The organism is Mesorhizobium sp. WSM4898 (assembly GCF_029625845.1).
Classification (GTDB): Bacteria; Pseudomonadota; Alphaproteobacteria; order Rhizobiales; family Rhizobiaceae; genus Mesorhizobium.
Map to the genome: position 1 here is coordinate 22,748 of NZ_JARTVQ010000007.1, position 23,748 is coordinate 46,495.

Here is a 23,748-nt window from a genome sequence, read left to right on the forward strand (position 1 = left end):
ATGACGCTTACCTCCTTCAGGTTGTGTGCGTCAAGTTCTGCAAAATGGGGCGGCCACGATGCTGGTCATGCGGCTTGGCGTAGAGCGAGCTTCTTGTGCTCGCGCAGATCGTCCATGTTGATGTAGCGGTTGGCCTCCATCCAGTTCTCGTTGGTCTCGCAGCCAGCGCCCTGACGAGGCGCAGGCAGCTTTCATTGGGGAAGATGCGCATGACATTGGTGCGCCGGCGGATTTCCTCATTGTGCCGTTCAAGCATGTTGGTGCTCTTGAGATGCTTGTGATGCTGGCGCGGCAGGCAAAAGAAGGTCAGCGTGCGCTCGATGGTCTCCTCCACCCAACTCGTCAGTCGCGGATAGCGGCCCGACCATTTGGACAGCCATGCGGCGAGATCGGCCTTGGCCTCGGCGAGATCGCGCCGGTCATTAGAGCCAGCGCAAGTCCTGCAGGCAGTCGGCGCCGTGCTTTCTCGGCAGGTGATCGAGCGCGTTCCTGAGGAAGTGGACGTAGCAGCGCTGCCAGGCGGCTTCGGGGATCACCTCGCCGATCGCCGCGACCAGGCCGGCATGATTGGCGGAGACAACCAGCTCGACGCCCTTGGGGCTGCGCGCCTTCAGCGCGACGAGGAAATCCCTCCAGGCCGAGCGGCTTTCGCGATTGGCCATCTCGACGGCCAGGATCTGGCGCCGGCCGTCCCAGTCGATGCCGACAGCGATCAGCACCGCCTGGCTCATGACGACGCCGGCCTCACGCACCTTCTCTTAGCGCGCATCGAGGATGAGGTAAGGAAACGGCTCTTGAAGGGGGCGCCTGGCAAAGGCAGCGAGGCTCTCGTCCAGCCGCTTGTTGATGGCCGAGATCGACGAGGCCGAGAACGCATGGCCGCACAGCTCTTCCGTGATCGCCTTGACCTTGCGGGTCGACACGCCCTGCACATACATCTCCGCAAGCGTCGCCACCAAGGCCCGCTCCGAACGCTGGTAACGCTCGAGAAGCTCGGTCGAGAAGCGGCCGGCCCGGTCCTGCGGAACCCGCAGCTCAAGCTTGCCGACCCGCGTGACAAGGGTGCGGCCGTAATAACCCGAGCGGTAGCCGAGCCGCTCAGGTGTGCGCTCGCTCTTCGAAGCCCCCAGCGCCTCGTCCATCTCGGCCTCGAGTACCTCCTGCATCACCGCACGGATCACTTCGTGAAGTCCGTCCGGGTCCGAAAGCAGAATGTCTTTGATGGCAGCGCTGCCGGTCTTACTTTCAATCTTGGTCATGGTGGCGTTCCTTCGCGGGAATCGGTGACGTGAACAATCACCAGCCTGCCATGACCGCCCTCTCTCAGCGAATTTGCAGAACTGTCAGCACACACCCTCCTTCATCACAAACCCAACCGAACAACTGGGCAGGTGTTCCAAAAAACGCCGAGTTCCAATAAGGACTCAGGTCCTGGTCCGCTATTGTCACCCCTTCCAAGTCGATGTGTTCGTCACAAATCTTGCGCAATTGAGAAAGGTCGCCCGGGCGTACAACTCTGATTTCCACAGTATTCTCCTGCTTCTCGTTCCGGCACACGTCAGGGGATTTGCTTGCGCAGTTGCCTGATGTGGCAGGTGAGCCAGCCCGCATATTGGCCGTCGTATTGTGGGCCGCGACGCTCACATGTGCGCACCCGATGAAGTGTAGATGTGTTTGTTTCAGGCAATGAGGCGCGTCTTGTGAGCACCGCCACGGTGGACCTGAAATCGCCTCACAGACGCTTGCCCACTGAACACGTCCCCGCCATGACCGGGGACGTGTTAAGGCACATTGCCTTCAGCCTCTGCAGAGGTCAGCGGTCTTGCTGCCGTCCGCAGGTTGTCTTTGCCGTAGCCGTATTTGCCGAATACTGCCATCATTTCGCCAGAGCCAACATAGTCCTGCATACGGCATTGAACGCGTCGACCGCAGCCTGCTCGTTGAGCTCGAAGGCGATAGCAGGATAGTTGGCTGGCGCGATGAACGAATCGGCCAGCTCAAGGCTGTGGTCCTTCTTAACAAGTCCAGTCGCTGTAAAGTAGTCGAGGGCACCGGCGGCGGCGCGACAGCCTGTCCGCCGGCGGTCCGGCGACCTGCATGATTTTGTCGTCGGCGATGCCTGACTTTTTCGCGTCCTGGACCGCGGTGTAGCCTGTATCACTGACGAAGGTGAGTCCCTTGTCACGCACATCCTCATAAGAATGCAGCCCTTCCGGGTTGCCCTTAGGCACCAGCAGTGCGCCTCTCTCCGTAGCGATCGGTTCGCTGAACAGCACGTTGCGGCAGCGCTCCGGCTTGATCCACATGCCGGCCGTGATGAAGTCGAAGCGGCTAGCCTGCAGGCCGGGGACAAGTGAGCCCCATTCGGTTACGACCGGCTCGATTCTATTCTCGTGTTTTTGCGCGACGCACGCAAATGCCAGACAATCCGATCCCCAAATTAATTCCCAGCACCGCAGGTTATTTGGTGTCCGCTTTTTCAACGAGACGCTCCATGAGCGTGCTGTAGGCGACAAAACCGGTGTGAGACCAGAAGGTCTTGCGGCCAGGATTGGTCTCCAGCACGTCGAGGAAAATCCTTGATTTGTTGTGGAAACGAGACCGAATAAGCAGCTCAAGGGTCCTGCAGCCAATCTCCGAACGTCGGTGTTGGCAGCTGACGTAGAATTGCCTCAAAAAGACGCGTTGCCCACTCGGCTCCGCATTGTCTGGCTCCAAACGATGAGTGGCGAGGCCCACAATCTCGCCGTTCTGGCTGAAGAGGTCGACCATCCAAATTTCGCGATTCACCAACTGAATAAACCGCTCCTTGAGTTCTGAAACCGTCATCGGGGTTTCGATGCTTCTCGGCCTCGATCAACTCGCGGTTCAACATTGCCAACTTGTCGAAATCTTCGGCGGCAGCTCTGCGAATCTCAATTGTCTCTGAAGCACTGTGATCCTCTCCTGACCCATGCGACCCACGCAGCGGGCTAGGCAATGCGCTCCTACATGTCCGTGGTGGGTAAAGCCCGTCCGCAGCCAAAAATCCTATGATTAGAGTTGTTCTCGATGACCTCCGATACGGATTCTCTCGCCGGGCTTATTTCGATTTGGTCGAGGTCATTGAATCCTGCATCGCCCGACAGCCGCGCCGTCGGTAGGGATCAGCAAGCGTTCAATTTCCAGATGGTGGCTGCGAGAGGCGGATACCAACGTTTCTCGTCTGAACGTAGCCGTCCAGCGCTTCCTGACCCTTCTCCCTGCCGTAGCCGGACTGGTTTATCCCACCGAACGGTGTTTCCACCCCGCCCACATACCACCCATTCACGTACACTTGACCGGCCCAAAGGCGGTCGGCGGTCCAGAGGGCCCGGTCAATATCCCGCGTGAACACGCCCGCTGCCAGACCGTGAACGGTGTCGTTCGCGAGATTGACGGCCATTCCCGGATTATCGAACGTGGTAACGGCAAGAACAGGACCGAATACTTCTTGCTGGAAGAGATTGCTGTCTCGCGCGACATCGGCAAACACCGTGGCCGCCATAAAGTAACCGCTCCGCTCCGAAAGCGCAGTCCCGCCGGTTACGAGTCGCGCGCCCTGCGAGAGGGCCGTCTGGCAGGCCCGCTCAACTCCTTGTCGTTGGTTTCGGGAGATCAACGGGGTGATGTCGCAGTTTTCGCGTCCTGGACCGACCGACAGTCCTTCGACGCAGACCCTCACTCTTTCCACCAGTTTGTCTGCAATAGAACGTTCCACAATAAGACGTGTAAGGTTGTTGCAATTCTGGCCTGCATTCAGAAAGGTCCCGACGCGTACCGCTTCCACAACGCAGTCGAGGTCGGCATCGGAATACACAACTGCAGCCGACTTTCCGCCCAGTTCCATTATGCAGGGCACGATCCGATCCGCTGCCGTCTTGAGCACCGTCCGCCCAGTAGTAATCGAGCCCGTGAAGACGATGTGGCGAACGTCGGGATGTTCGATCAGCGCCTGGCCTGCCGTTTGGCCGTATCCAGTGAGCACGTTGACCGCTCCGGCAGGCAGCCCCGCTGTCTCACAGGCACGCGCAAGTTCAACTCCGGAAAGGGGAGCTAGTTCCGGCGACTTCACCACGACTGAGTTGCCGGTTGCGATGGCGCAGGCCAGCGAGCGGGCCGTCAGTTCAAGTGGACCATTCCACGGAACGATCTGGGCGGACACGCCGAAGGGACTTCTGACTGTGTAGTTGACCAGGTTGGCCCCGCGCGGGATCGAGCGCCCTTCAAGTTTGTCGGCCAAGCCACCATAGTATCGCAGGTATCTGATGGCGGTCTGAACCTCGCCATCGGCAAGTTCCAATGCCTTCCCCGTCTCCGCGCAGTTAATGGCTGCGATCTCGTCGAAACGCGCTTCAAGGGCGTCGGCAACGCGAAACAACATGCGACCGCGATCATACGGATGCATGTCTATCAGCACGCGGTCGCGAAAAACGCGGTGAGCAGCAGTAACGGCAAGCTCGATGTCTTGGGGTCCTGCTTCAGCTACGACAGCAATCGTTTCGGCGCTCGCCGGGTCATCGACCTCGATGCGTGTGCCGGACACAGAATCCCGCCACTCGCCATCGATATAATTTTTGACTACGTCGTTGCTGGCCATCCAGTCCTCTTTCTTATCGCTCGATTTTCTTCGAATTGGCGCAGCGACAGTGGTCGGCGCCGCAGGAAGAACGGCAACCGTGGTATCGGTCCGGCAGTGAAAGCCCTAGTCTGCCGTTCAGCCGCTCCGAGTTCGCCCACTGCCACATGCCACGGAACGGCCTTCCCGTTCCGTGACTGCGAGCGGCCCGATTTTGGACCTGCTAGTGGCCCGGTGCTTTGTCGGCTAGCGAGCCGCGCCTCCACCGTCGAGGGTAGTCGCTACTGCGCCAATGCTGTCGCGAATGATGGACAGACCACGCCGAAGGTCAGCCTCGGCGATGGTGAGGGCAGTCATGAACTTAAGCACCTCACCGTATGAGCCGGCGATCTCGATCACCAAGCCCCGACGAAAAGCCTCCTGGGAGACCAGACCTGGCAAGGAGTGGTGCTTCGGTGAAACGAGTCCGTACATCAGACCGCGGCCTCGCACGCTCAGGCCGAGGGTGGGGAATTCCTCGGTAATCGCGTTGAGTTCTTGGACCAAGATCGCAGACTTGCGAGCGATCTCATCCTCGAACTTGGAGTCGGACCAGTAAGCTTCGAGGGCCGCACGAGCAGTGACGAAAGCATAGTTGTTGCCTCTGAAGGTCCCGGTGTGTGCGCCCGGGGCCCAGACATCAAGTTCAGGCTTGATGAGAATAAGGGCCATTGGGGTTCCGATCGCCGACAAAGATTTGGACAGGGTAACGATGTCCGGCACAATTGCAGCCGCTTCGAAACTGAAGAAACTGCCCGCGCGACCGACCCCGGCCTGGATGTCATCGAGGATCATCAAGATTCCGTGCCGCGACGTTAGCTCGCGCAGCCGTTGCAGCCAAGTAACGCTCGCAGCATTGATGCCGCCTTCACCTTGGATCCCTTCCAGGATCACCGCGGCAGGTTTGTCGAGGCCACTGTTGGGGTCATTGAGAAGCTTTTCGAAGTAATCGATTGTGTCAACTGACGCCCCCAGGTAGCCTTCGTATGGCAACGATGTCACATGGGCGAGGGGAAACCCGGCAGCGGCCCGGTGCTCCTTGTTTCCCATCGCTGCCAATGCTCCAGCGCTTTCCCCATGGAACGAGTTGGTAAACGAGACGATGTTCGATCTCCCGGTCACCTGGCGAGCCAGTTTTAGACTCGCTTCGACCGCGTTCGTACCTGTGGGGCCGGGAAACTGTAATTTGTATGTCAGACCACGAGGCTTGAGAATGTATCGCTCGAAAGCTTCGATGAAGGCTTTCTTGGCCGTCGTGGCAAGGTCCAGCCCATGCACAATTCCGTCGCGCTCGATATAATCCAGCAGCGCCTTCTTGATGACGGGGTTGTTGTGCCCATAATTCAAAACGCCTGCACCGGCGAAAAAGTCGAGATATTCCCGACCGTCTGCAGCGATGAGAGTGGTCCCGACTCCGCGATCGAATAGGGCGGGGAAGGCGCGGACGTAGCTGCGCACCTCAGACTCCAGGCGATTGAAAACCGCGAGACCTGCATCCATTTCAGGTGCGAATTGCTTGCTCATAGGCGAACTCCTCAATCTGAAGCCTGCAAAGCCAGGCCTCTTCTGCTTTATGAAGTGGCGTGTAGGTGCCGTTGTGAGACAATAGCGCGCTACATTGGGCGCCTTGCGCAAATTCTGAGCGGCGGGATGCAGTAATTATGCGAAATTGCCGGCAGGTTGCATAAGGCCGGCGGTTTGTGTGGCTGCGGTGACGATTTTTCCCAACCACCTCAAGACGGCTGCATTTGATGCAGCAACCGGGGCAGGCGAACCTAGCGCTCGATTCCCTATACACAGATGAGACTCTTGGCAGCGTGAGCCAACGAATGGAAGCCGAAGCGCGGAAATAGAGGTCCCCCCTATCATCATCGTCCAGTCGGCTTAGCGTTTAAGTTCCGAGACGTTTCCTCGGCCGAACTGGGCGCAAGGCCTCGGCTTTTGACCGTCGGCTGCCATTGTCAGTTGGGCGATGGTGGACAGCACTCTTCGGCCAATGGCTATAACTGACGTCGAGGACGATAGCCGACTTTGGTCCCATGCCTGGCCTGATCGTTTGGGCTTCCGTCTGCGCGGGGTTGAGGCTACAGTCGAGTGCATATCGCAGTTTTTCTGCGCAAATTGCAGCTATTCCGGAGAATGACCATGGAATTGGATCGGATAGATCTGAAAATCTTAAGCGCTGTTCAGCGCAACAATCGCCAAACAACGGAAGAATTGGGCCAACTGGCCGGTATATCGCCCACGGCCTGTCAGCGGCGATTGAAGCAGTTGCGACAAATTGGCGTAATTGAGGCTGATGTTGCAATCGTGTCGCCTGAGGCGGTGGGCAGGTCCCTGATGATGCTGGTCTTGGTCGACATTGAGCGCTATCGTTCCGACGTCATCGATCGCTTCAAGCAGTCTCTACAGAAGGCGCCTGAAGTAATGAGCGCGTATGCGGTCACCGGTAACGCCGATTTCGTTCTCCTTCTCTCCGTGCGTGACTTGGCAGAGTACGACGCATTCTCGAGGCGTTTCTTCTTTGATAGCCCGGCTGTTAGAAATTACAGCACGATGATTGTGATGGATCGCACGAAGGTAACCTTGGCGGTGCCAATCGATGTATAGAACGCGCAATCTTACGCGCATTCAACAACTGGTTGATCCGATTCACCGATGACTGGCGCAAGGGTCAGCCGCCTTGCCCGCCGGCCATGATTGGGACGGGAGTTTTCGTACCGCTAAAGCGGCGATGGAGCGCAAGGCGAAGCATCATTCTGCTCCTTACAACGGCCTCGTCAGCGCGATGCTGCAAAAGCACTTCTGGACCTACCGGGCTGCATTCTGATGTATCTCGCGATAGGTTTGTCCCCTTCAGTCGCGATGCGCTTTGTCCACTTAAGTCACGACGCTCCGGCATCGCCTTCAGCCCTGATGGACTGCTGGCAAGGTCATGTTTAAACGTTCCGCCCCGTTGGGAGGCCGCCATAATGCGAATCTCTTAAGAATGCGCTGATTTCCTGCGTCCTGCAAGATAATTGCGCGTTTTTGCTTGCTCGCCGTCTGCTAGATTTTTGCCCGACTCAGACATTTGCGAGTTTGCGTGGTTTTCGATTATATCGTCGTGGGTGGTGGCTCCTCTGGATGCGTGATGGCGAGCAGGCTCTCCGCCTATGGCGCTCGCGTGCTGCTCATTGAAGCTGGCCCTGATACGCCGCCGAATGCCATTCCTGACGACATCCAGGATGGCGACCCAACGCGTGCTTACCTTAATCCCGGTTATCGATGGCAGTCACTCCACGCGACAACGGTGCGAGGTGGCCGCAAGCCTGTCCATTACGAACAGGCGCGCGTCATGGGTGGCGGCTCCAGCATCAATGCCCAAGTCGCCAACCGCGGCGGGCCCGGAGATTACGATGAGTGGGCCTCAAGCGGTGCAACGGGCTGGGGTTGGGAAGACGTGCTGCCCTACTTCCGTCGTCTAGAATGCGATTTGGATTTCGGCGGGGAATTTCATGGCACGAACGGCCCCTTGCCAATCAAACGTGTGCGCCAATCAGACTGGTCGGGCTTCATCCGGGCAATCTCCGATGCTTACGATGCTTTGGGGCTTCATTTCAGGCCAGACTTCAATGGTGCATTCGGTGATGGCTATTCAGTTGTCCCATTGACCAACCGCAATGGTCATCGGGTCTCCTCCGCGATGGCGTACTTACCCGAAACCGTCCGCTCTCGCCGCAATCTAACGATTTTATCCGAAACGACAGTTGCGCGGCTGACCTTTTTGGGAACAACGGTAACGGGGGTCGAGACGGAGAACAAATCGGGCGTGCAATCGTATAGCGCTTCTTGCGTTATCCTGTGCGCAGGAGCACTCCATTCACCCGCCATATTGATGCGCTCCGGGATCGGCCCCGCGAAGGAATTAGTACAATTCGGAATCCCTATCGTTGCAGATTTGAAAGGTGTGGGCCAGAATCTTCAGGAACACCCCACGATTTGCGTTTCGGCCTATTTGAAGCCGGCCGATCGCTTGTCACCCGGCGTGAGCGAATATATTCAGATGCACGCCCGCTACTCGTCGGGTTACGAAGGCTGCCCGTCGACCGATATGGCAATATCGACTGTTGCCAAATCATCCTGGCACCCGCTGGGGAGGCGCCTCGGCACTCTCGCCGTGTGGGTCAATCGCAGCTACTCGACGGGAACTGTGGCGCTCAAGGGTAGTTCGCATAAAATAGAGCCGGAGGTCGATTTCAACTGGTTGAGCGACAAGCGGGACGCCGAGCGCCTCAAGCAGGGCTTTCGCTTCATAGTCCGCCTGCTGCAGCAAGATTCGCTGTCCTCTGTGGCGCTGGACCCGTTTCCGTCAGCGTTGAATGCGCGAGCGAAGCTGGTGAGCAAGGTCACAAGCACAAACTATGCACTCACGTCATTTCTGGCGCTGCTCATGGACGCGTCGCCGCGGCTGCGCCGTGGGCTGATTAGGCGCGTCATAACGGATGGGGATAGCATTTCCGATCTCGTCAACGACGAGAAACATCTGGATCGGTATATTCGCCAGAACGTCATCCCAAGTTGGCATCCGACGTCGACCTGCAGGATGGGGGCAGCCGCGGATCCTGGCGCTGTGACCGATCCGTCGGGACGCGTTCATGGTATTTTGGGTTTGAGGATCGCCGACGCTTCCGTCATGCCATTTTGCCCTCGGGCGAACACAAACATTCCGACGATTATGGTGGCTGAGAAATTGGCCGACACAACCTTGAGAGACGGCAGACGGAGCTAGGCCAGGCGGCATGTACATTCTGCCGGAGCGCTGCCGCAATGTGGTGTTCACCGAGCCGCTTGCTAAGTTCACCGAAGCCCTGCTCATGCCGAATGGCAATCCCAAAAGACCAGCACTCCTTTGACGATATTCGTGATAAGGGCCTAACGCTGGTCACCACCGCCGGTTCCGACACGGTCACGACCGCCAAAGACGCGGGCATTCCGGAGGATCGTGTCATGCAGGTCGCCGGCCAGGCCGAATTCTTGCAGGCAGTGAAGGTCGGCCGCGCGGCGGCGGGGTCGCTAAACTACTTCACGGTAAGGAGCTCGCTGACAAGGTCGACAGCGTTGAAATGGCAGATCCGTTCACCCCGCCGGCTGGGAAGGCCGGCTACCCAAGTCTCGCCTTCCTGCCCAATCAGCAGGCGGTCGATGCCTTCAACGAGGTATTGAATACTTATATCGGCTCCGACCAAATGATGCAGTCGGTCAAAATACGGCTACACCAAAATCAATCTGCCGGACGGCACCAAGACCGGCGACCTGTGCAAGGGTTGAAATCTTGCGGGGAATGCCACCCATGCACCTAAAAGGCTCCCGGCCGCAGTGGCTGGGCGACGACAGAGCAAAGTGACAAGACGCGAGGCTCCGGGGTGCCGATTTCCGGTATTCAGACGAGATAGTTCGGCAACGTGGCATGTGAGGCTGCTACGCTCAGGAGTGAGCAATGGCAGTCCATCTCGCATGTCGCAATGCCGACCTGATGCCCCTCCTTTTGCCGAGGAACCGATGATCACCAAGCATCGCGTATCGGTTGATGGTGTCGAGACATCGTACTGCGAGAACGGAGCTGGTAGGCCGATTGTTTTCCTGCAGGGGGCGGGCTTCCGTGCAGAGGCTAAGAGTTCCTTTGTTCGGCAGCTGAACGGGCTATCCGATCAATTTACGGTAGTAGCGATTGATCAACTCCATTTTGGGGGAACGGATTATCCTGCTGACTGCAAATACATTAACCGGCTCGGTCGTGTGAATCATGTAATTAGCTTCCTCCAACAACTGGGTTTGAAGCAGATCACGCTAGTCGGCCATTCAGAAGGATCATTCGTCGACGCGCGGGTCGCGATCGTGCGTCCCGATCTTGTTTCTAAGCTTGTCCTGCTGACCGCTAACTCCGTGTCGCCGGCGTTCGGAGATGACCGTGACGAAGCTTGGCTGGAGGCCTGCCGGCAGGCTTACGGCTGTTCCGGCCCGATGCCGAGCGAAGAGGAATACATCACCGCACGGCGGAAAAGCTGCCGCGCCCACGGGCAGGATGTGGAATGCGCCGAGCGAGAAGCCTATCGGCGGGCCGCGGCTCGGGGACAATGGGAGATCTGGCAGAGATTGCCGGAAGACGAGACAAACCTGCATCGTTATCCACTGCTGCAGCAGAAGTATATCTTCCCCTACCTTGATCAGCTTCAGGCCCAGACGTTGATCATCTGGTCCAAGAACGACCCTACCGCGACGCCGGAGCAAGGGATCAACCTGGCGAAGCTGATCAGGAATTCAGATTTCCATCTGCTCAATAATGCCGGCGATTCCGTCCAGGTTGATCCGGAGCGAAGCCGTGAACAGACTCATCCGTCAATGGCACGAATGATCAACTGTGACGGGAACAATGCTCGGGCCAGCGTCTCCGAGGCGAATCTCTCAGCGGCGTGTCGCATACGACGAACTTGTGCCCTGCCATGGCAACAAGGGCATAGCCCAGGCGGTGGCGCCCATCCAACCGGGCAGGGCAGGAGTCATGCAAGACGTGGTGTGCCTCAGTTGGCCATACCACAGCTCGCGATTGTTCACTTCCAACGAACCACGGGGATGACGGAAATGTGCGTATGCACCCAAAAATCACCGAATTTCTGCGAATAACTTGCATTTCTCGCACAAAGCACCACAGCTGCGCTGCTACGCTCACGAAGCATGCACAAGTGGCGTAGCAAAGGATCGACTGGAGGAATCTATACCTAAGTGGGGACCCTGCAGCTCACACGATGATGGGAACCGCCGGACTACAAGCTCAACAAATGATGCAATGGTCTTTTCCCGAGGCATATCGGGAGACCATCGGCGATGCGAAAACGGAGGACTAACCAGTGGTCAAGTGGAAACTCGACGAATGCTTTAAGGCTGCAATCTTGAAGAGGATTGCCGCGCTCGGCCTGGCGGCGATGACAATCTCGTCCTTTGCCGGTTCGGCCTCGGCGGAGTCGCTGCTCGATAAGATTAAGAACGGAGAAACGATCCGTCTTGGCTTCACCAATGAGCCTCCCAGTGCCTATCCTGGTGCGAACAACGAGCCGCTTGGCCTGGTCAATGTGATGACACTGGACGTTCTGAGAAAGATGGGAACGACCAAAATCGAGCCGGTCGTAACCGATTGGGGTTCCCTTGTCCCGGGCCTCCAGGCTGGTCGCTTTGACATCATCACGGGCGGCATGTGGATTAAGCCGGAGCGGTGCCGCAACGTCCTGTTCAGCGAACCGATCGCATCGAGCAATGATTCGATGATCGTGCCGAAGGGCAATCCGGAAGCGCTGCATTCCCTCCATGACGCTCAGAAGAAGGGGCTTACCCTGGCCATCATGACGGGTACCACCGCAGTCGAGCAGGCGAAGAAATTAGGTTTCCCTGACGACAAGGTTATGCAGGTCGCCGGACCGCCCGAGGTCGTACAGGCTGTAAAGGCCGGCCGCGCCGCTGCCGGCTCGCTCTATAGTCTGAACGCGACGACTCTTGCCGAGCAGGATCCCAGCATTGAGGTGGCTGACCCGTATACCCCGCCGGGACCGAATGAACATCCCGCCATAGCCTTCCCGCTCAGCGAACAGGCTGCGGTAGACGCGTTCAATGCTGTGTTGAAAGACTATATTGGCTCTGACGAAATGATGGCCGCGGTCGGCAAATATGGTTACACCAAACGCGATCTCCCGGATGGCAGCAAGACCGCTGATCTTTGCAAGGGCTGAAGCTATGCGTCTGACCGCTCCCCGGCCCTTGGCCGGTAGGCGGTCAGTGGGGAGGGCATATGAGTAAGGTCGATCTCAGCTTTATCTTTGCCGTGCTCACCAAGGGCGTCATGACTACGGTCATCGTCACTCTTGGCGCCTGCGTCGTAGCGATCGTCCTTGGGCTTTTCGTGGGCCTGACCCGAGTCTCTCCCCGTCGGCAGTTGCGCTGGTTCAGTATCGCCTACATCGAATTCTTCCGCGGGACGTCCATGCTGGTTCAGCTCTACTGGTGGTTCTTTGTATTGCCGATTTTCGGTATTTTCCTGTCGCCGTGGACTGTCGGAATTTTGGGGATCGGAATGAATGCCTCTGGCTACGCAGCCGAGTATGTCCGCGCCGCCATTCAGGCCGTTGATAGGGGCCAGTATGAGGCATCTACAGCGCTCAATTTTTCGCGGCTCACCATGATGCGGCGTATTATCCTCCCACAGGCAATGCGCGCCATGCTGCCGACCTGGGGTAACATGCTCATCGATGTGCTTAAGGGTAGCTCGCTCGTCTTCTTCATCACCATTCCCGAATTTACTAGCGCCGCCAAGCAGGCGGCCGACGCAACTGGCGATTATATGCTGTTCTTTGCGGTTGCACTATTCGGTTATTACATCATCGCGCGCGCCCTCATCACTCCTTTCGTGCGCTGGCTGGAACGCCGCGTCTCGCGCGGTTTCGTTCGGGAGCAGGTGGCTTGAAGATCTGGGATTGGTCTTACGTATGGGAGGCTTTCCCATATCTCTATCAGGGAGCGATCGTCACCATTGAGGCTACGCTGCTCGGGTTTGCGATCGCGCTGATATTGGGTCTTGTCTTCGCGATGATTCGCCAGTCGCCAAACCGCTACGTCTCGACCACCATGGCGGAGATCGTGGAGTTTATCCGTTCAACGCCCTTGCTGCTGCAGTTGTTCTTTGTCTATTTCGTTGGTCCGCAGATCGGAATCTTCATTCCTGCCTGGACGGCGGGAGTTGGCGTGCTGGGGATCCACTATGCAGCCTATTGTTCCGAAGTCTTCCGCGGCGGCATCGAGAATGTGGATGGCGGCCAGTGGGAGGCCTGTACGGCACTAAACCTTTCGCGAACGCGGACCTGGCGAACAATCATTCTGCCGCAGGCGATCCCGCCCATGGTGCCAGCTCTGGGCAATTACTTCATCGGCATGTTCAAGGACACGCCGGTCCTGGCGGCAATCTCGATCTTCGAGATGCTGCAGCAGGCGAAAAATTTCGGGGGCAATAACTATCGATACATAGAAGCGATCACTATGTGCGGCTTCTTCTACTACGTGTTCAGCTTGGTTGCTTCCGCTATCGTGCAGTCGGTCCGCGTCTGGCTCAACCGCCGCTACCATCTGCAATAGGGAGGCCTTATACTATGAGCGAATTTGTGCTTCGCTTCGAGGACGATCTCACGAAGCGCCCTAGGGCATCAGCCAGGCGGGACGAGCTTGACCTCGATATCAGGCGCAGCGAAAAAGTCATGAACGAACCCATAGTTCGCTTCGAGAACGTCACAAAGCGCTACGGCGCGTTGACGGTGCTGGACGAACTCAATCTCGAGATCGCACGCAACGAGAAGGTGTCCATCATTGGTCCGTCCGGCTCGGGCAAGACCACCGTTCTGCGCATGCTGATGACGCTTGAGCACATCAACGGGGGGGTGATATGGGTCGACGGTGAACCGTTGACGCATACGCAGAAGAACGGCCAAATAGTGCCGGCGAGCGAGCGTCATCTCCGTCGCGTGCGTGCCAAGATCGGTATGGTGTTCCAGCACTTTAACCTGTTCCCGCATATGACTGCTCTGCAGAACTGCATGGAGGCGCCGATCTCCGTCCTTGGGCTCTCGAAGAAGGAGGCGGAGGCCCGAGCGGCAGAGCTGCTCGACTTGGTGGGCCTCGGCGACAAGAAGAACCATTTCCCGATCCAGCTTTCCGGGGGCCAGAAGCAACGCGTGGCGATCGCTCGGGCGTTGGCCATGCGGCCCAAGGTGATGCTGTTTGACGAGGTGACATCAGCGCTTGACCCGGAACTGGTTGGAGAGGTGCTCAACGTCATCCGCAAGCTCAGCGCCGAACATGACCTCACAATGCTGATGGTCACGCACCAGATGGGCTTTGCCAAGGAGTTCTCCGATCGCGTGTGCTTCTTTTCTGGCGGTAAGATTGTCGAGCAAGGCCCGCCCAGCCAGCTTTTAGGCAATCCGCAAAACGAGCGAACGCAGCAGTTTCTCAATGCGGTGCTGGAGACGAGGTGAGTTGCGGGTTGTGCCGCTAGTTGAGTTATCCCGTGGGTGGCTTCCGGGCAGGAACTGGTCCGTTCGGAGCAGGCTGCCCTGCGACGAACCTACGCGCGGTTTTTCAGGGCCGGGTTGATGTCGAGGTTACTGCCCCAGTTCATTCAGGACTGCATAACTAGGATCGTCCGGTCCAAGCCCCAGATTGGTCGAGTTAGGTAAATAGCGCTGCCCGTTCGGCAGTTGCGAGCTTGAAGATCTGATGTGCGTTCAATCTGCCATTCAGGGCATCTGGGCTCTGGAAAGTGCCCTAACACGATTGTCTGACGGCGGACGCAAACCCGGTATCCTACAGGCCCGGGGAGGGTCGCACAAGCGTTCTGCGGTTTCCCAGTTTTTACGGCTTTCATGCGAATGCACCAAAACAATGCCGACTTACTGCGCCTGGAAAGGCATGTTTCTCTGAAACAGCCGTTTCGACGCTGTTAAATTCGTGCATTCAGAGAGAACCTGTATCGCGCAGGTGATGGGCATTTGCTGCCGAAATCACCATCTTAGCTGCTTCCAGAAGAAGGATGCTTCCGTGACAACTCAACAAAGGGCCCTCGGAATTATTGGGCTGGAGATCGGACTTCCGCCTCGTGAATTTCCGCCACCGCAACCGGAGTCGGTCTTCAACCCGGCAACTTTCGACTTCCCAATTATAATAGAGACCGCGGCCGGGGCTTTGGAGGAGAGGGTCATTCCCGGTGATGCTTCTCTCGAGCCGGCCTACATTGCAGCTGCCAGGCGGTTGGTCGAGCGCGGAGCAGTCGCGATAACCGGGGACTGCGGGTTCAGTATCCGGTACCAGGCTGCAGTGGCCGCGTCTGTCGAAGTCCCGGTGGCCATGTCGAGCCTGCTACTGGCGCCCACGCTACTCCGGCAGCTTCCAGCTGACGCAAAGCTCGCCGTTGTGGCCGCAGACTCAAGACACTGCGGCAAAGAGCTGCTGGGCATAGATTCATCCGCAGAGGCAAGAGTAGTCATCGGCGGCATTGAAGGTGACGCGTGGCCGGCTGGTGTTGTTGAAATGGAGTCGGAGGTTGCAGCCTGTGTCGCGCGACTTGGCGCCGCACATCCGGGGATTGCCGCCCTCCTATTTGAATGTACATTGTTCCCGATGGTGACGTCAGCAATCCGTCGTAGGACAGGACTGCCCATCTATGACGCCGCGACCCTTTATCGGATGACATTCGCGTCCGTGGCTTGACCGCTTGGAGGCCACTATCCCAAAATATGAGCTCATGTCTGGTATGAGTTGCGGCTCGTTATTGTAACACACGTCCGCATCTTGTCGAATACTCTGTCGAGACTGGATCCTCGATTTCCGAGGTCAGGACGCGGTGCCTGAGATGCAGGTTGGATTTTTGGAACTCGTGCTGGTCGACCGTGATCCAGACGCTAAGCGGCGACCGACTTCGGCCGGAGTTGAAGCAGGGCGATCAAGGGCCACAAAAATCACTTCAGCCACCTGAGCAGGAGGGAGAAGTTGTATCCGGCGGCGGCCAGGACGGCGTTGAGGGCGTCGCCCTGCTGGCCGGCGAGGTAGTTGCGGCCCATGCGGTGTTCGTTCTTGATGTGGCCGATATGACGCTTGCCAGCGTGTGGCCGTCATAGGGATTGCCGGGCAGCGCTTTTGCATGCAGGGCGAACTGGCCGCCCTTGGAGCGCTTCAGCGTGGTGGCCACCGACACCTTCACACCGAACTCGTAGGGCATATGCGCCTTGCCCTTGCCAATGCATTCCACCTCGTGCGCGTGCAGGCTGTAGATCTTGCGGCCGCGCTGGCGCTGGCGTTGCTAGAGAACGGTGGCGGCCTGGTAGAACGGCCATTTGAAGAGCGCGTCCAGCCCCGCATCGCCGGCGATCTGGCGAGAAATGTCGCGAATGGTCCGGCCGAGATAGGTCTTGAGCCTGCGCAGCGCCTTGTTGGCCCGCTTGAACTGCTTGGCGTGGGCATAGCGCTGGTGGCTGATCAGCGCCAGCTGATAGCTCTGGCGCAAATGGAGCTCCTTCCCTCTTGGCCAGCCGCACCAGCCGTTCGCGCGCCCGGTTGATGAGCTTGGCGTCGGTCGGGAACATGACGTTCTTCGGCTGCACGGTTGTGTCGACGATCACCTGGCGCGTGTCGGCCGGCTTCATCGCCCCGGTCTTGACCGCAAGGCTGAGGCTCTCCTGCAACAGCGCCACGATCCGCTCCTCGCCCATGCGGCTGCGCCAGCGCGTCATCGACGAGAGGTCGAACGGCAGCGTATGGCAAAAGAACGTCTCGCCGGTGAGATACTGGAAGTAAGGGTTCTCCACCCAGCGCTCGCACAGCACCTCATCCGACAGGTTGAAGGTGTGCTTGAGGATCGCCAGCCCCGCCATCAGCCGGGTCGGCAGCGGCGGCATGCCGGGGCCGTCCGAATAGACGGCGCCGAAACGCTCCTCCAGCACCGGCCGGTCGATCGCCTGCTTCATGTTGATGATCTGATCGAGCCTGGAGCGGAACAGGTCCTGCTCTCCCGTCTCGCGTGGCTTGGACATTCGCCGTCCCCTCGATTCGCCGCCGCCGAACCGAGTGAATCACGCTCCGCAGCACAAGGGAATCGCAAAACCGAATTGCAGGAAAACAGCGTCCAAATACCGCTAATCCTGCAATTCAAAAGACGCTATCCGCCTCAATCAAAAGGCCAGATCAATGGCTTGCGGATAGTTCACGGTCGACGAGCTGGCGGCCACGCATCAGGCTGGAGATCCATCAGCGTTTACATCGTTTTTCAACGGGCGGCTCAAGCTCCGTGTTGTTGCGCGGCGCGCAGCTTGTCGAACGCCTCTTAGACCGTCGTGTGCCGGAAGAGGATATCCTCTGGAATTTCGGCATCGACATTCCGACATCACACATCCGTGATAAAGGCGTTTGCGGCTCGACGGGACCCTCCAACCCGAGGTCGCGAACAGAACCTGAATGACTGCCTCGTTTGCTATATGCGAATTGTCCGTGGGCGCCGCCAGGAGCTGGAACCGGCCAATCGACTTTAATTCTGGCTAGCTGTGCCCAGAATCGAGAAAAACGCCGGATTCATGCAGGCACAGCGGCCAATTTGCAGGAACCACCCCCCTGGGCACTGCTACTTATCTGGAATGAGGGGACTGTGGAGCTTCCGTCAAAAGGAAGCCAGATGTTCCGGGTTGAGGCCGTAGATCATCGTGGTCGTGTGAACATGAAGTGATGATAAAGCCGGCAAACAGGGAGGATAAAATGAGCCAATACTCATATAATCGTCGTGCGCTTATGAAGGCAATGCTGGCGATTTCGGCGACCCCTTGGGGGATTAACTCGAGGGCGTTCGCCTCGTCGTGCGACGATCGCATCCTGCGAATCGGCGGACTGGGTGGAGGCCCTGATTCGATGAACCCCTTCGCCACTTGGGGCTCCTTTTGGCCCTTGGCTATTTGCTATGATTTCTTGGTCTGCATAGACGCCCAGCGATACGACGATCGAAAGGGCTTTGCCCAATCTTGGTCCGTCGCCGACGACAACCTCACTTGGACCTTCAAGATCTGGCCCGGCATGAAGTGGTCGGACGGCCAGCCTGCTACCGCTAGGGACGCGGCGTTCACTTATAGTTATTTGCACGATTCCATAGGCAAGCCCGACGAGCTAAACGTCGGGTGGAACAGCACCAGCGGTCTTGAGAACGTCGAGTCCATCAAAGCGTTCGACGACGAGACTTTGCAGATCGTGACCAAGTTCCCCGCGACCTGGCCAATAGACAATATCATAATGATCGTTCCCGAGCACATTTGGAAGGACATCAGCTATGCTGACGCACGCGTAACCTTCCGCAACGATCCGCCTTTGGTGGGTACGGGACCTATGATCGTTTCGGAGTTTCACCAGGGCCAGTTTACACGCCTGACGCCGAACCCCTATTTCCGTACGGGGAAGCCCCAAATCGCGGGGGTGATCCTGCGGTCCTTCGATGCCGCCGATCCGATTGCGCAAGGTCTTAAGAGCGGGGAACTCGATTATGGCAACTACCTGACGTCCGCCCAGTGGGCTGATCTCTCGAAGGATCCCGACATTGTAGTCGGTGAATCCCGCATAGCTCAGAAAACCTATCTCGCCTTCAACACCGCTTCGGGAGATGGCGCAGGTAGCACCAAGGCTCTGCAGGATCCGGCGTTTCGCGATGCGCTCGGCTACGCGATCGATCAGAAGGCCATCGTCGATCGAGCCATGCGCGGACACGCCGACCCTGGTGTCGGACTCGCAATGCCGGTGGCGGCCGATTACTATTCAGATCTGAACGACATCAGGCGCCACTTCGATCTCGCCGAAGCCAACCGCCGGCTTGACGCCGCAGGGTACCGGGACACGAACGGCGATGGCATTCGGGAGGACAAGGACGGGAAGAGTTTCCAGCTAGAGCTGGTGTCTGGACCTTCAGCAAATATAGAGATGCCGGTCGCGGCAGTGCAGTTTATCGCTGGCTGGTTGGAGCAAATCGGTATCCCTGTATCGGTGACTCGGCTCGACTCCGGTGCGCTGAGCGCCCGCGCCGCAGCTCCGGCGAAAGGCGGCGGAGGGTGGGATCTGCTCATTTCCGATACCTGGCAAGGCCCAACACCTAAAGACCTGCTCATCTTCGGCAGCAGCAATTCCATCGGCATCAAGAACAAGGCGTACTGGACGAATGCGGAGTTCGACAAACTGTTCGCGGAGGTGCAGGTCACCGTTGACCTCAAGAAAAACCAAAAGCTGGTCGACCAGGCAGCGCGACTAATTTATACTGAAGCGCCTTACATCGTACTATGTTACCCCACCCTGCTCGAAGCCCACCGGAGGGATTGCTTCGAGGGTTGGGGAAAGCAAGGCATCATGTCGATGGACAGCTACTTCCCATTCGATCGCTTGAAGCCGGTGCCCGCGCCGTGAACGGAGGGGGAGGGAGCCGTCACATCCTGCGCATCATCGTCAGGGCCTCTATAACCCTCCTGATGGTGGCAGTCCTGAACTTCATCCTATTCCGAGTTATTCCAGGTGACCCTGCATCTCTTTTGCTTGGCGGGGCGCGCGTCAGCGTCACCGCCGAGCAGATTGAGGCGCAGAACCAACGTTGGGGCCTTGACCGGCCGCTGTTCCCGGACCAGGCGGTCGACTACCTGTCGGCAACACTCCGCGGCGATTTCGGCTACAGCTTCAAGTTCAGGGGCAGGCATGTCGCAGACCTGATAGCGGAACGCCTGCCGGACACCATAGTCCTAGTCGGGGTTGCTCAGATAATGGCAATCGTTATTGGGGTGATGCTTGGGATCTACGCAGGCTGGCGCCGGGGAGGAGCCGGCGACCGTATCGCAACCGGAGCCTCTCTGGCGCTCTATTCTACGCCGGCTTTCTGGCTCGGCATGATCCTGGTGGTAATCTTCAGCACGGCATTGGGTTGGCTCCCGGGCTATGGTGCATACTCGCCCGGCCTGATCACGGGCTCTCTTGGTTCGTTCCTCGACTACCTGCAACATCTCACGCTTCCCGCCACTGCGGTGGCGCTTGGGCTAATCGGCCAGTACGTCGTCGTCGCTCGTGCCGCAATGAGTGACGTACTCACCGAGGATTACATGGTAACCGCACGGGCGAAAGGGCTGACCAACGGTCAAATGCTGATGCGTCATGCATTTCGCAATGCAATGCTACCGGTCGTGACCTTGATCACCCTCAATATTGGCTATGTGGTCGCCGGGGCCATCACTGTCGAAGCCGTTTTCGCCTGGCCGGGTATCGGCGGGCTGACGGTGGAAGCACTCAACGCACGGGACTACCCAGTCCTTCAAGGCATATTCCTGTTGCTTGGCGTTTCAATTGTTCTCGCAAACCTCGTAGCCGATCTTGCCTACAGCCTTCTAGATCCGAGGGTCCGACAATGAGCGACAATATTGTTCGATATTGCCCGCGAGGCCGGGCGCGCGCAATAAAAGGCTTTCTGCGTCAATTTCTCAGCTATGGCGGTGCTCAGGTGGGCCTCGTATGTCTGGTATTCTTTCTTGTTGTGGGAGCGGTCCCCAATATTCTGGCGGGACCGCTCCAGACTGCGATCAATGCAACTGGCGATTTCCTCGCACCCCCATCAGGCGAGCATCTGCTCGGCACGGACGAAATCGGGCGGGACGTGCTCAATCTGGTCCTCCATGGTGCCCGGATCTCGCTTACGATTGCGCTACTCGCGACTGTGATCAGCCTCGTCGTTGGGACTACAATCGGTACGACCGCTGGCTACTATGGTGGCAGGGTCGACGTCTGGCTGATGCGCTTGACAGACTTCTTTTTTGTCATGCCGTCCTTCGTGCTGGCGCTGGTCATTACACCCGTGGTTCTCGAGGTGATGGGGCGCGGTGGAGAAATCCTGGGCTTCCGTCCTTCTCTTTTCGTGATCATTGTCGTTATAGGCATGACAAGCTGGTCCTTTGTTGCACGTATCGTCCGGAGTCAGACACTGTCGCTTAAGGAGCGACCATTCATTGATCGTGCGCGCGTTGCGGGTAGCAGTAATTTCGGCATCATGGTGCGGCACATCCTCCCCAATCTCGTGCCGCAAATCGCAGCCAATGGTGCGCTGGTGGTCGCCAGCGCAATCTATGTCGAGACATCGCTCTCATTCCTTGGACTCGGGGACCCGTTGCAGCCTTCATGGGGCACTTTGCTTTCGCTCGCTCAGCGCGCCGGCGCGGCCAGTGCTGGAGCCTGGTGGTACCTCGGCGCCCCAGGACTGTGCGTACTCACGGTTTCGCTTAGCTTCGTCCTGATTGGCAGTGCCCTTGACGACACGTTCAATCCACGGCGGAGGGTGATCCCATGACCAGCTCCTCCCAGGACAAAACACCGCTTCTGGAAATAGACCGGCTCTCTGTCGATTATGGGCTCAAGGGCGTTTCATTGCGAGCAATCGACGGCGTAAGCTTCGCGCTCCGAGCCGGAGAGGCCGTGGGCCTCGTCGGAGAATCGGGCAGTGGCAAGACCACGACCGCGATGGCGATCGCTGGTCTACTATCACCCAACGCGCGGGTCAGCGGCGGCCAAGTGCGCTATCGTGGCAACCGACTGCCGATCGACGATGATGCGGCGATGCGGCCACATCGCTGGAGCGAAACGTCCGTTGTCTTCCAGGGCGCGATGAACGCACTTAATCCTGTTCACCGCATTATCAAGCAGATCGCCGAGCCATGCATGCTGAAGCTCGGCATGTCGCGGGGCGAGGCGACCAAGCGGGGAAGTGAGTTGCTTCAACTGGTCGGCATCCCGGCGGATCGTGGTTCCGCCTACCCTCACGAGTTGTCGGGCGGAATGCGACAAAGGGTGATGATTGCCATGGCGCTCGCGTGTCGACCTTCGATTATCATTGGTGACGAGCCCACCACAGCGCTCGACGTCATCACTCAGGCTCAGATCCTTAACCTGCTAGGCGACTTGCGATCGCAGTTGAGCCTCGCCCTGATTTTGATCACCCACGACCTTTCTGTGGTGGCTAAGTGTTGTGATCGCGTAATGATCATGTACGCGGGCCGCATCGTCGAGGATGGCACTGTCGCCGAGATTTTCGCCCAGCCCAAACATCCCTACACCCGACAGCTGATCGAATCGATCCCGAACCCAGCGAGCGGCAAAAAGATGATCCGGCCAATACCGGGTGATCCTCCCAACTTGGTGAATCGACCCTCGGGCTGCGCTTTCCATCCGCGTTGCCCGTCGGTCATGGGGGGGTGCGCGACCGAAGTCCCCAGCCTCAATAAGTTCGGGCGGGGACGTGTCGCCTGTCACCTTCACCGGTCCTTGACGCAAGAAGACAAGGTCGCTGTTCATGCCTGACACTGCCGGCATCCTGCGTCTCGAGAGCCTGCAAGTTCATTTTCCTATCCAGGGCGGTCTGTTCGACCGTGTCCTGGGCCGATCTGTCGGCGCCATGCGCGCGGTAGACGGGATCGACCTCAACGTCGGGCGGGGCGAGATCGTCGCCCTGGTCGGCGAATCGGGAAGCGGCAAGACCACTGTGGGCCGCGTCATCACCAAGCTTGCCAAGCCGACTGGCGGCAGAATGCTGTTCGAAGGCCGCGACATGAGGTCGGTAGAGGGCTTCTCGGCTCTACGTCCGTACCGGCGTCGCGTGCAAATGATCTTCCAGGACGCTTATCAGGCCCTCAATCCGCGACACACCGTGTTCGACATCGTGGCGGAGCCGTTGCAGTCCCTGCGGCTGGTCGGTAACGCCACTCAACTCGCCGACCGGGTGAGTGAAGCGCTTGCGGCCGCTGGGCTCAATCCTCCCGGCGATTTCTTCGCCCGCTTCCCGCACGAGCTATCCGGCGGGCAGCGCCAGCGCGTCGTGATTGCAGGAGCGCTTGCCGTCCGGCCGGAACTCATCGTTGCTGATGAACCTGTATCGATGCTCGATGTCTCGATACGCGCTCAGATTCTTCAGGTCCTGGTTGACTTGCGCGACAGGCACAACATGGCGCTGCTGTTCATCACCCACGATTTGCCCCTTGCCTGGCTGATCGCCGACCGGATTGCGGTCTTGTATCTTGGAAAATTGGTCGAGATTGGTAGCGCCGACGAGATCACATTCAACCCTCGCCATCCGTATACCGTCGCCTTGCGCAACGCCACACCGCAGATTGGCGGCAACGCAGGTCGCGCCGAGTTGCCGGCCCTGCAGGGCGAGGTTCCAAGTGCCGCGCGCGTGCCGAAGGGCTGCCGTTTCCATCCTCGTTGCCCGCTTGCCTTCGACCGTTGCAAAGCTGAGGAGCCGCCGGCGATCGAAGTTGGACCACAGCACCTGTCAGCCTGCTGGCTCGCTAAGTGAAAGGCATGCAATCAGCGCCACCCCAATGAGCGTATTCCATCTGGTATTGCACAGGCAGGTGGGCTGGAACACCACCATGCAGATAGAATGCTGAGACCCGTCGAAATTGGCCACTCCATCTTGAATCAGTCTCAATGTCTGGGAGGCACTCTGAAGTGTGTAATGAACTAGGCCCGATTAAACCGCCAACGCCGCGATA

17 protein-coding genes and 2 pseudogenes are annotated in these 23,748 nt (G+C 58.4%); 13 read left to right on the forward strand and 6 right to left on the reverse strand.

Translation table 11 applies throughout. The features are described from left to right. Positions 1-65: 65 nt before the first annotated feature. From P9228_RS24030 to ectB, 5 genes and pseudogenes are all read right to left on the reverse strand, one after another. Positions 66-1,259 (reverse strand): annotated as a pseudogene (locus tag P9228_RS24030) (IS256 family transposase). 756 nt (positions 1,260-2,015) lie between these two features. Beyond that, the gene (locus P9228_RS24035) at positions 2,016-2,483 is read right to left on the reverse strand and encodes a transporter substrate-binding domain-containing protein (protein ID WP_224571101.1); all 468 of its coding nucleotides are present in this window, start codon (positions 2,481-2,483) and stop codon (positions 2,016-2,018) included. After that, complete coding sequence (locus P9228_RS24040; RefSeq protein ID WP_063169352.1) at positions 2,461-2,829, reverse strand: GNAT family N-acetyltransferase; 369 nt, start codon at positions 2,827-2,829, stop codon at positions 2,461-2,463. The genes P9228_RS24035 and P9228_RS24040 overlap by 23 nt, the downstream gene beginning before the upstream one ends. 328 nt (positions 2,830-3,157) lie before the next feature. Then, complete coding sequence (locus P9228_RS24045; protein ID WP_063169351.1) at positions 3,158-4,618, reverse strand: aldehyde dehydrogenase family protein; 1,461 nt, start codon at positions 4,616-4,618, stop codon at positions 3,158-3,160. Between the two features lie 225 nt (positions 4,619-4,843). Further along, complete coding sequence (gene ectB / locus P9228_RS24050) at positions 4,844-6,160, reverse strand: diaminobutyrate--2-oxoglutarate transaminase (RefSeq protein WP_063169350.1); 1,317 nt, start codon at positions 6,158-6,160, stop codon at positions 4,844-4,846. 621 nt (positions 6,161-6,781) lie between these two features. Here ectB and P9228_RS24055 point away from each other — a divergent pair. The 8 genes from P9228_RS24055 to P9228_RS24090 all read left to right on the forward strand — a co-directional run bounded on the left by P9228_RS24055 (position 6,782) and on the right by P9228_RS24090 (position 15,919). Further along, positions 6,782-7,246 carry an Lrp/AsnC family transcriptional regulator gene (locus P9228_RS24055; protein ID WP_063169349.1) on the forward strand — a complete coding sequence of 155 codons (465 nt, stop codon included), beginning with the start codon at positions 6,782-6,784 and terminating at the stop codon, positions 7,244-7,246. A gap of 475 nt (positions 7,247-7,721) precedes the next feature. Further along, a complete protein-coding gene (locus P9228_RS24060) occupies positions 7,722-9,407 on the forward strand; it encodes a GMC family oxidoreductase N-terminal domain-containing protein (RefSeq protein ID WP_063169348.1) in 1,686 nt (561 codons plus the stop codon). 770 nt (positions 9,408-10,177) lie between these two features. Then, positions 10,178-11,299, forward strand: a complete 1,122-nt coding sequence (locus P9228_RS24065) for an alpha/beta hydrolase (protein WP_063169347.1) — start codon at positions 10,178-10,180, stop codon at positions 11,297-11,299. A gap of 224 nt (positions 11,300-11,523) precedes the next feature. Further along, the gene (ehuB, locus tag P9228_RS24070) at positions 11,524-12,396 is read left to right on the forward strand and encodes an ectoine/hydroxyectoine ABC transporter substrate-binding protein EhuB (RefSeq protein ID WP_082826582.1); all 873 of its coding nucleotides are present in this window, start codon (positions 11,524-11,526) and stop codon (positions 12,394-12,396) included. Positions 12,397-12,455: 59 nt separating this feature from the next. After that, entirely contained in the window at positions 12,456-13,127 is a 672-nt protein-coding gene (gene ehuC, locus P9228_RS24075) for an ectoine/hydroxyectoine ABC transporter permease subunit EhuC (protein ID WP_063169346.1), read from the forward strand. Beyond that, positions 13,124-13,792: an ectoine/hydroxyectoine ABC transporter permease subunit EhuD gene (ehuD, locus tag P9228_RS24080; protein WP_063169345.1), complete on the forward strand. Its 669-nt coding sequence runs from the start codon at positions 13,124-13,126 to the stop codon at positions 13,790-13,792. Before ehuC ends, ehuD begins: the two co-directional genes overlap by 4 nt. 119 nt (positions 13,793-13,911) lie before the next feature. Continuing rightward, the gene (gene ehuA / locus P9228_RS24085) at positions 13,912-14,688 is read left to right on the forward strand and encodes an ectoine/hydroxyectoine ABC transporter ATP-binding protein EhuA (RefSeq protein WP_063170381.1); all 777 of its coding nucleotides are present in this window, start codon (positions 13,912-13,914) and stop codon (positions 14,686-14,688) included. 562 nt (positions 14,689-15,250) lie between these two features. Next, a complete protein-coding gene (locus P9228_RS24090; protein ID WP_176477193.1) occupies positions 15,251-15,919 on the forward strand; it encodes a hypothetical protein in 669 nt (222 codons plus the stop codon). Between the two features lie 248 nt (positions 15,920-16,167). Here the strand turns inward: P9228_RS24090 and P9228_RS24095 are convergent. Further along, positions 16,168-17,238: pseudogene (locus P9228_RS24095) on the reverse strand (IS5 family transposase). 715 nt (positions 17,239-17,953) lie between these two features. Between P9228_RS24095 and P9228_RS24100 the strand changes: the two are divergent. From P9228_RS24100 to P9228_RS24120, 5 genes are read left to right on the forward strand one after another with little or no spacing between them, the layout of a single operon-like run. Then, on the forward strand, positions 17,954-19,633 hold the full coding sequence (locus P9228_RS24100) for an ABC transporter substrate-binding protein (protein WP_063170379.1): 1,680 nt from the start codon (positions 17,954-17,956) through the stop codon (positions 19,631-19,633). After that, entirely contained in the window at positions 19,630-20,619 is a 990-nt protein-coding gene (locus tag P9228_RS24105; protein ID WP_063169344.1) for an ABC transporter permease, read from the forward strand. The genes P9228_RS24100 and P9228_RS24105 overlap by 4 nt, the downstream gene beginning before the upstream one ends. Then, complete coding sequence (locus tag P9228_RS24110; protein WP_063169343.1) at positions 20,616-21,548, forward strand: ABC transporter permease; 933 nt, start codon at positions 20,616-20,618, stop codon at positions 21,546-21,548. The genes P9228_RS24105 and P9228_RS24110 overlap by 4 nt, the downstream gene beginning before the upstream one ends. Beyond that, positions 21,545-22,555 carry an ABC transporter ATP-binding protein gene (locus P9228_RS24115; protein ID WP_063169342.1) on the forward strand — a complete coding sequence of 337 codons (1,011 nt, stop codon included), beginning with the start codon at positions 21,545-21,547 and terminating at the stop codon, positions 22,553-22,555. The genes P9228_RS24110 and P9228_RS24115 overlap by 4 nt, the downstream gene beginning before the upstream one ends. Further along, entirely contained in the window at positions 22,548-23,549 is a 1,002-nt protein-coding gene (locus P9228_RS24120) for an ABC transporter ATP-binding protein (RefSeq protein ID WP_063169341.1), read from the forward strand. The genes P9228_RS24115 and P9228_RS24120 overlap by 8 nt, the downstream gene beginning before the upstream one ends. Positions 23,550-23,748 lie beyond the last annotated feature (199 nt).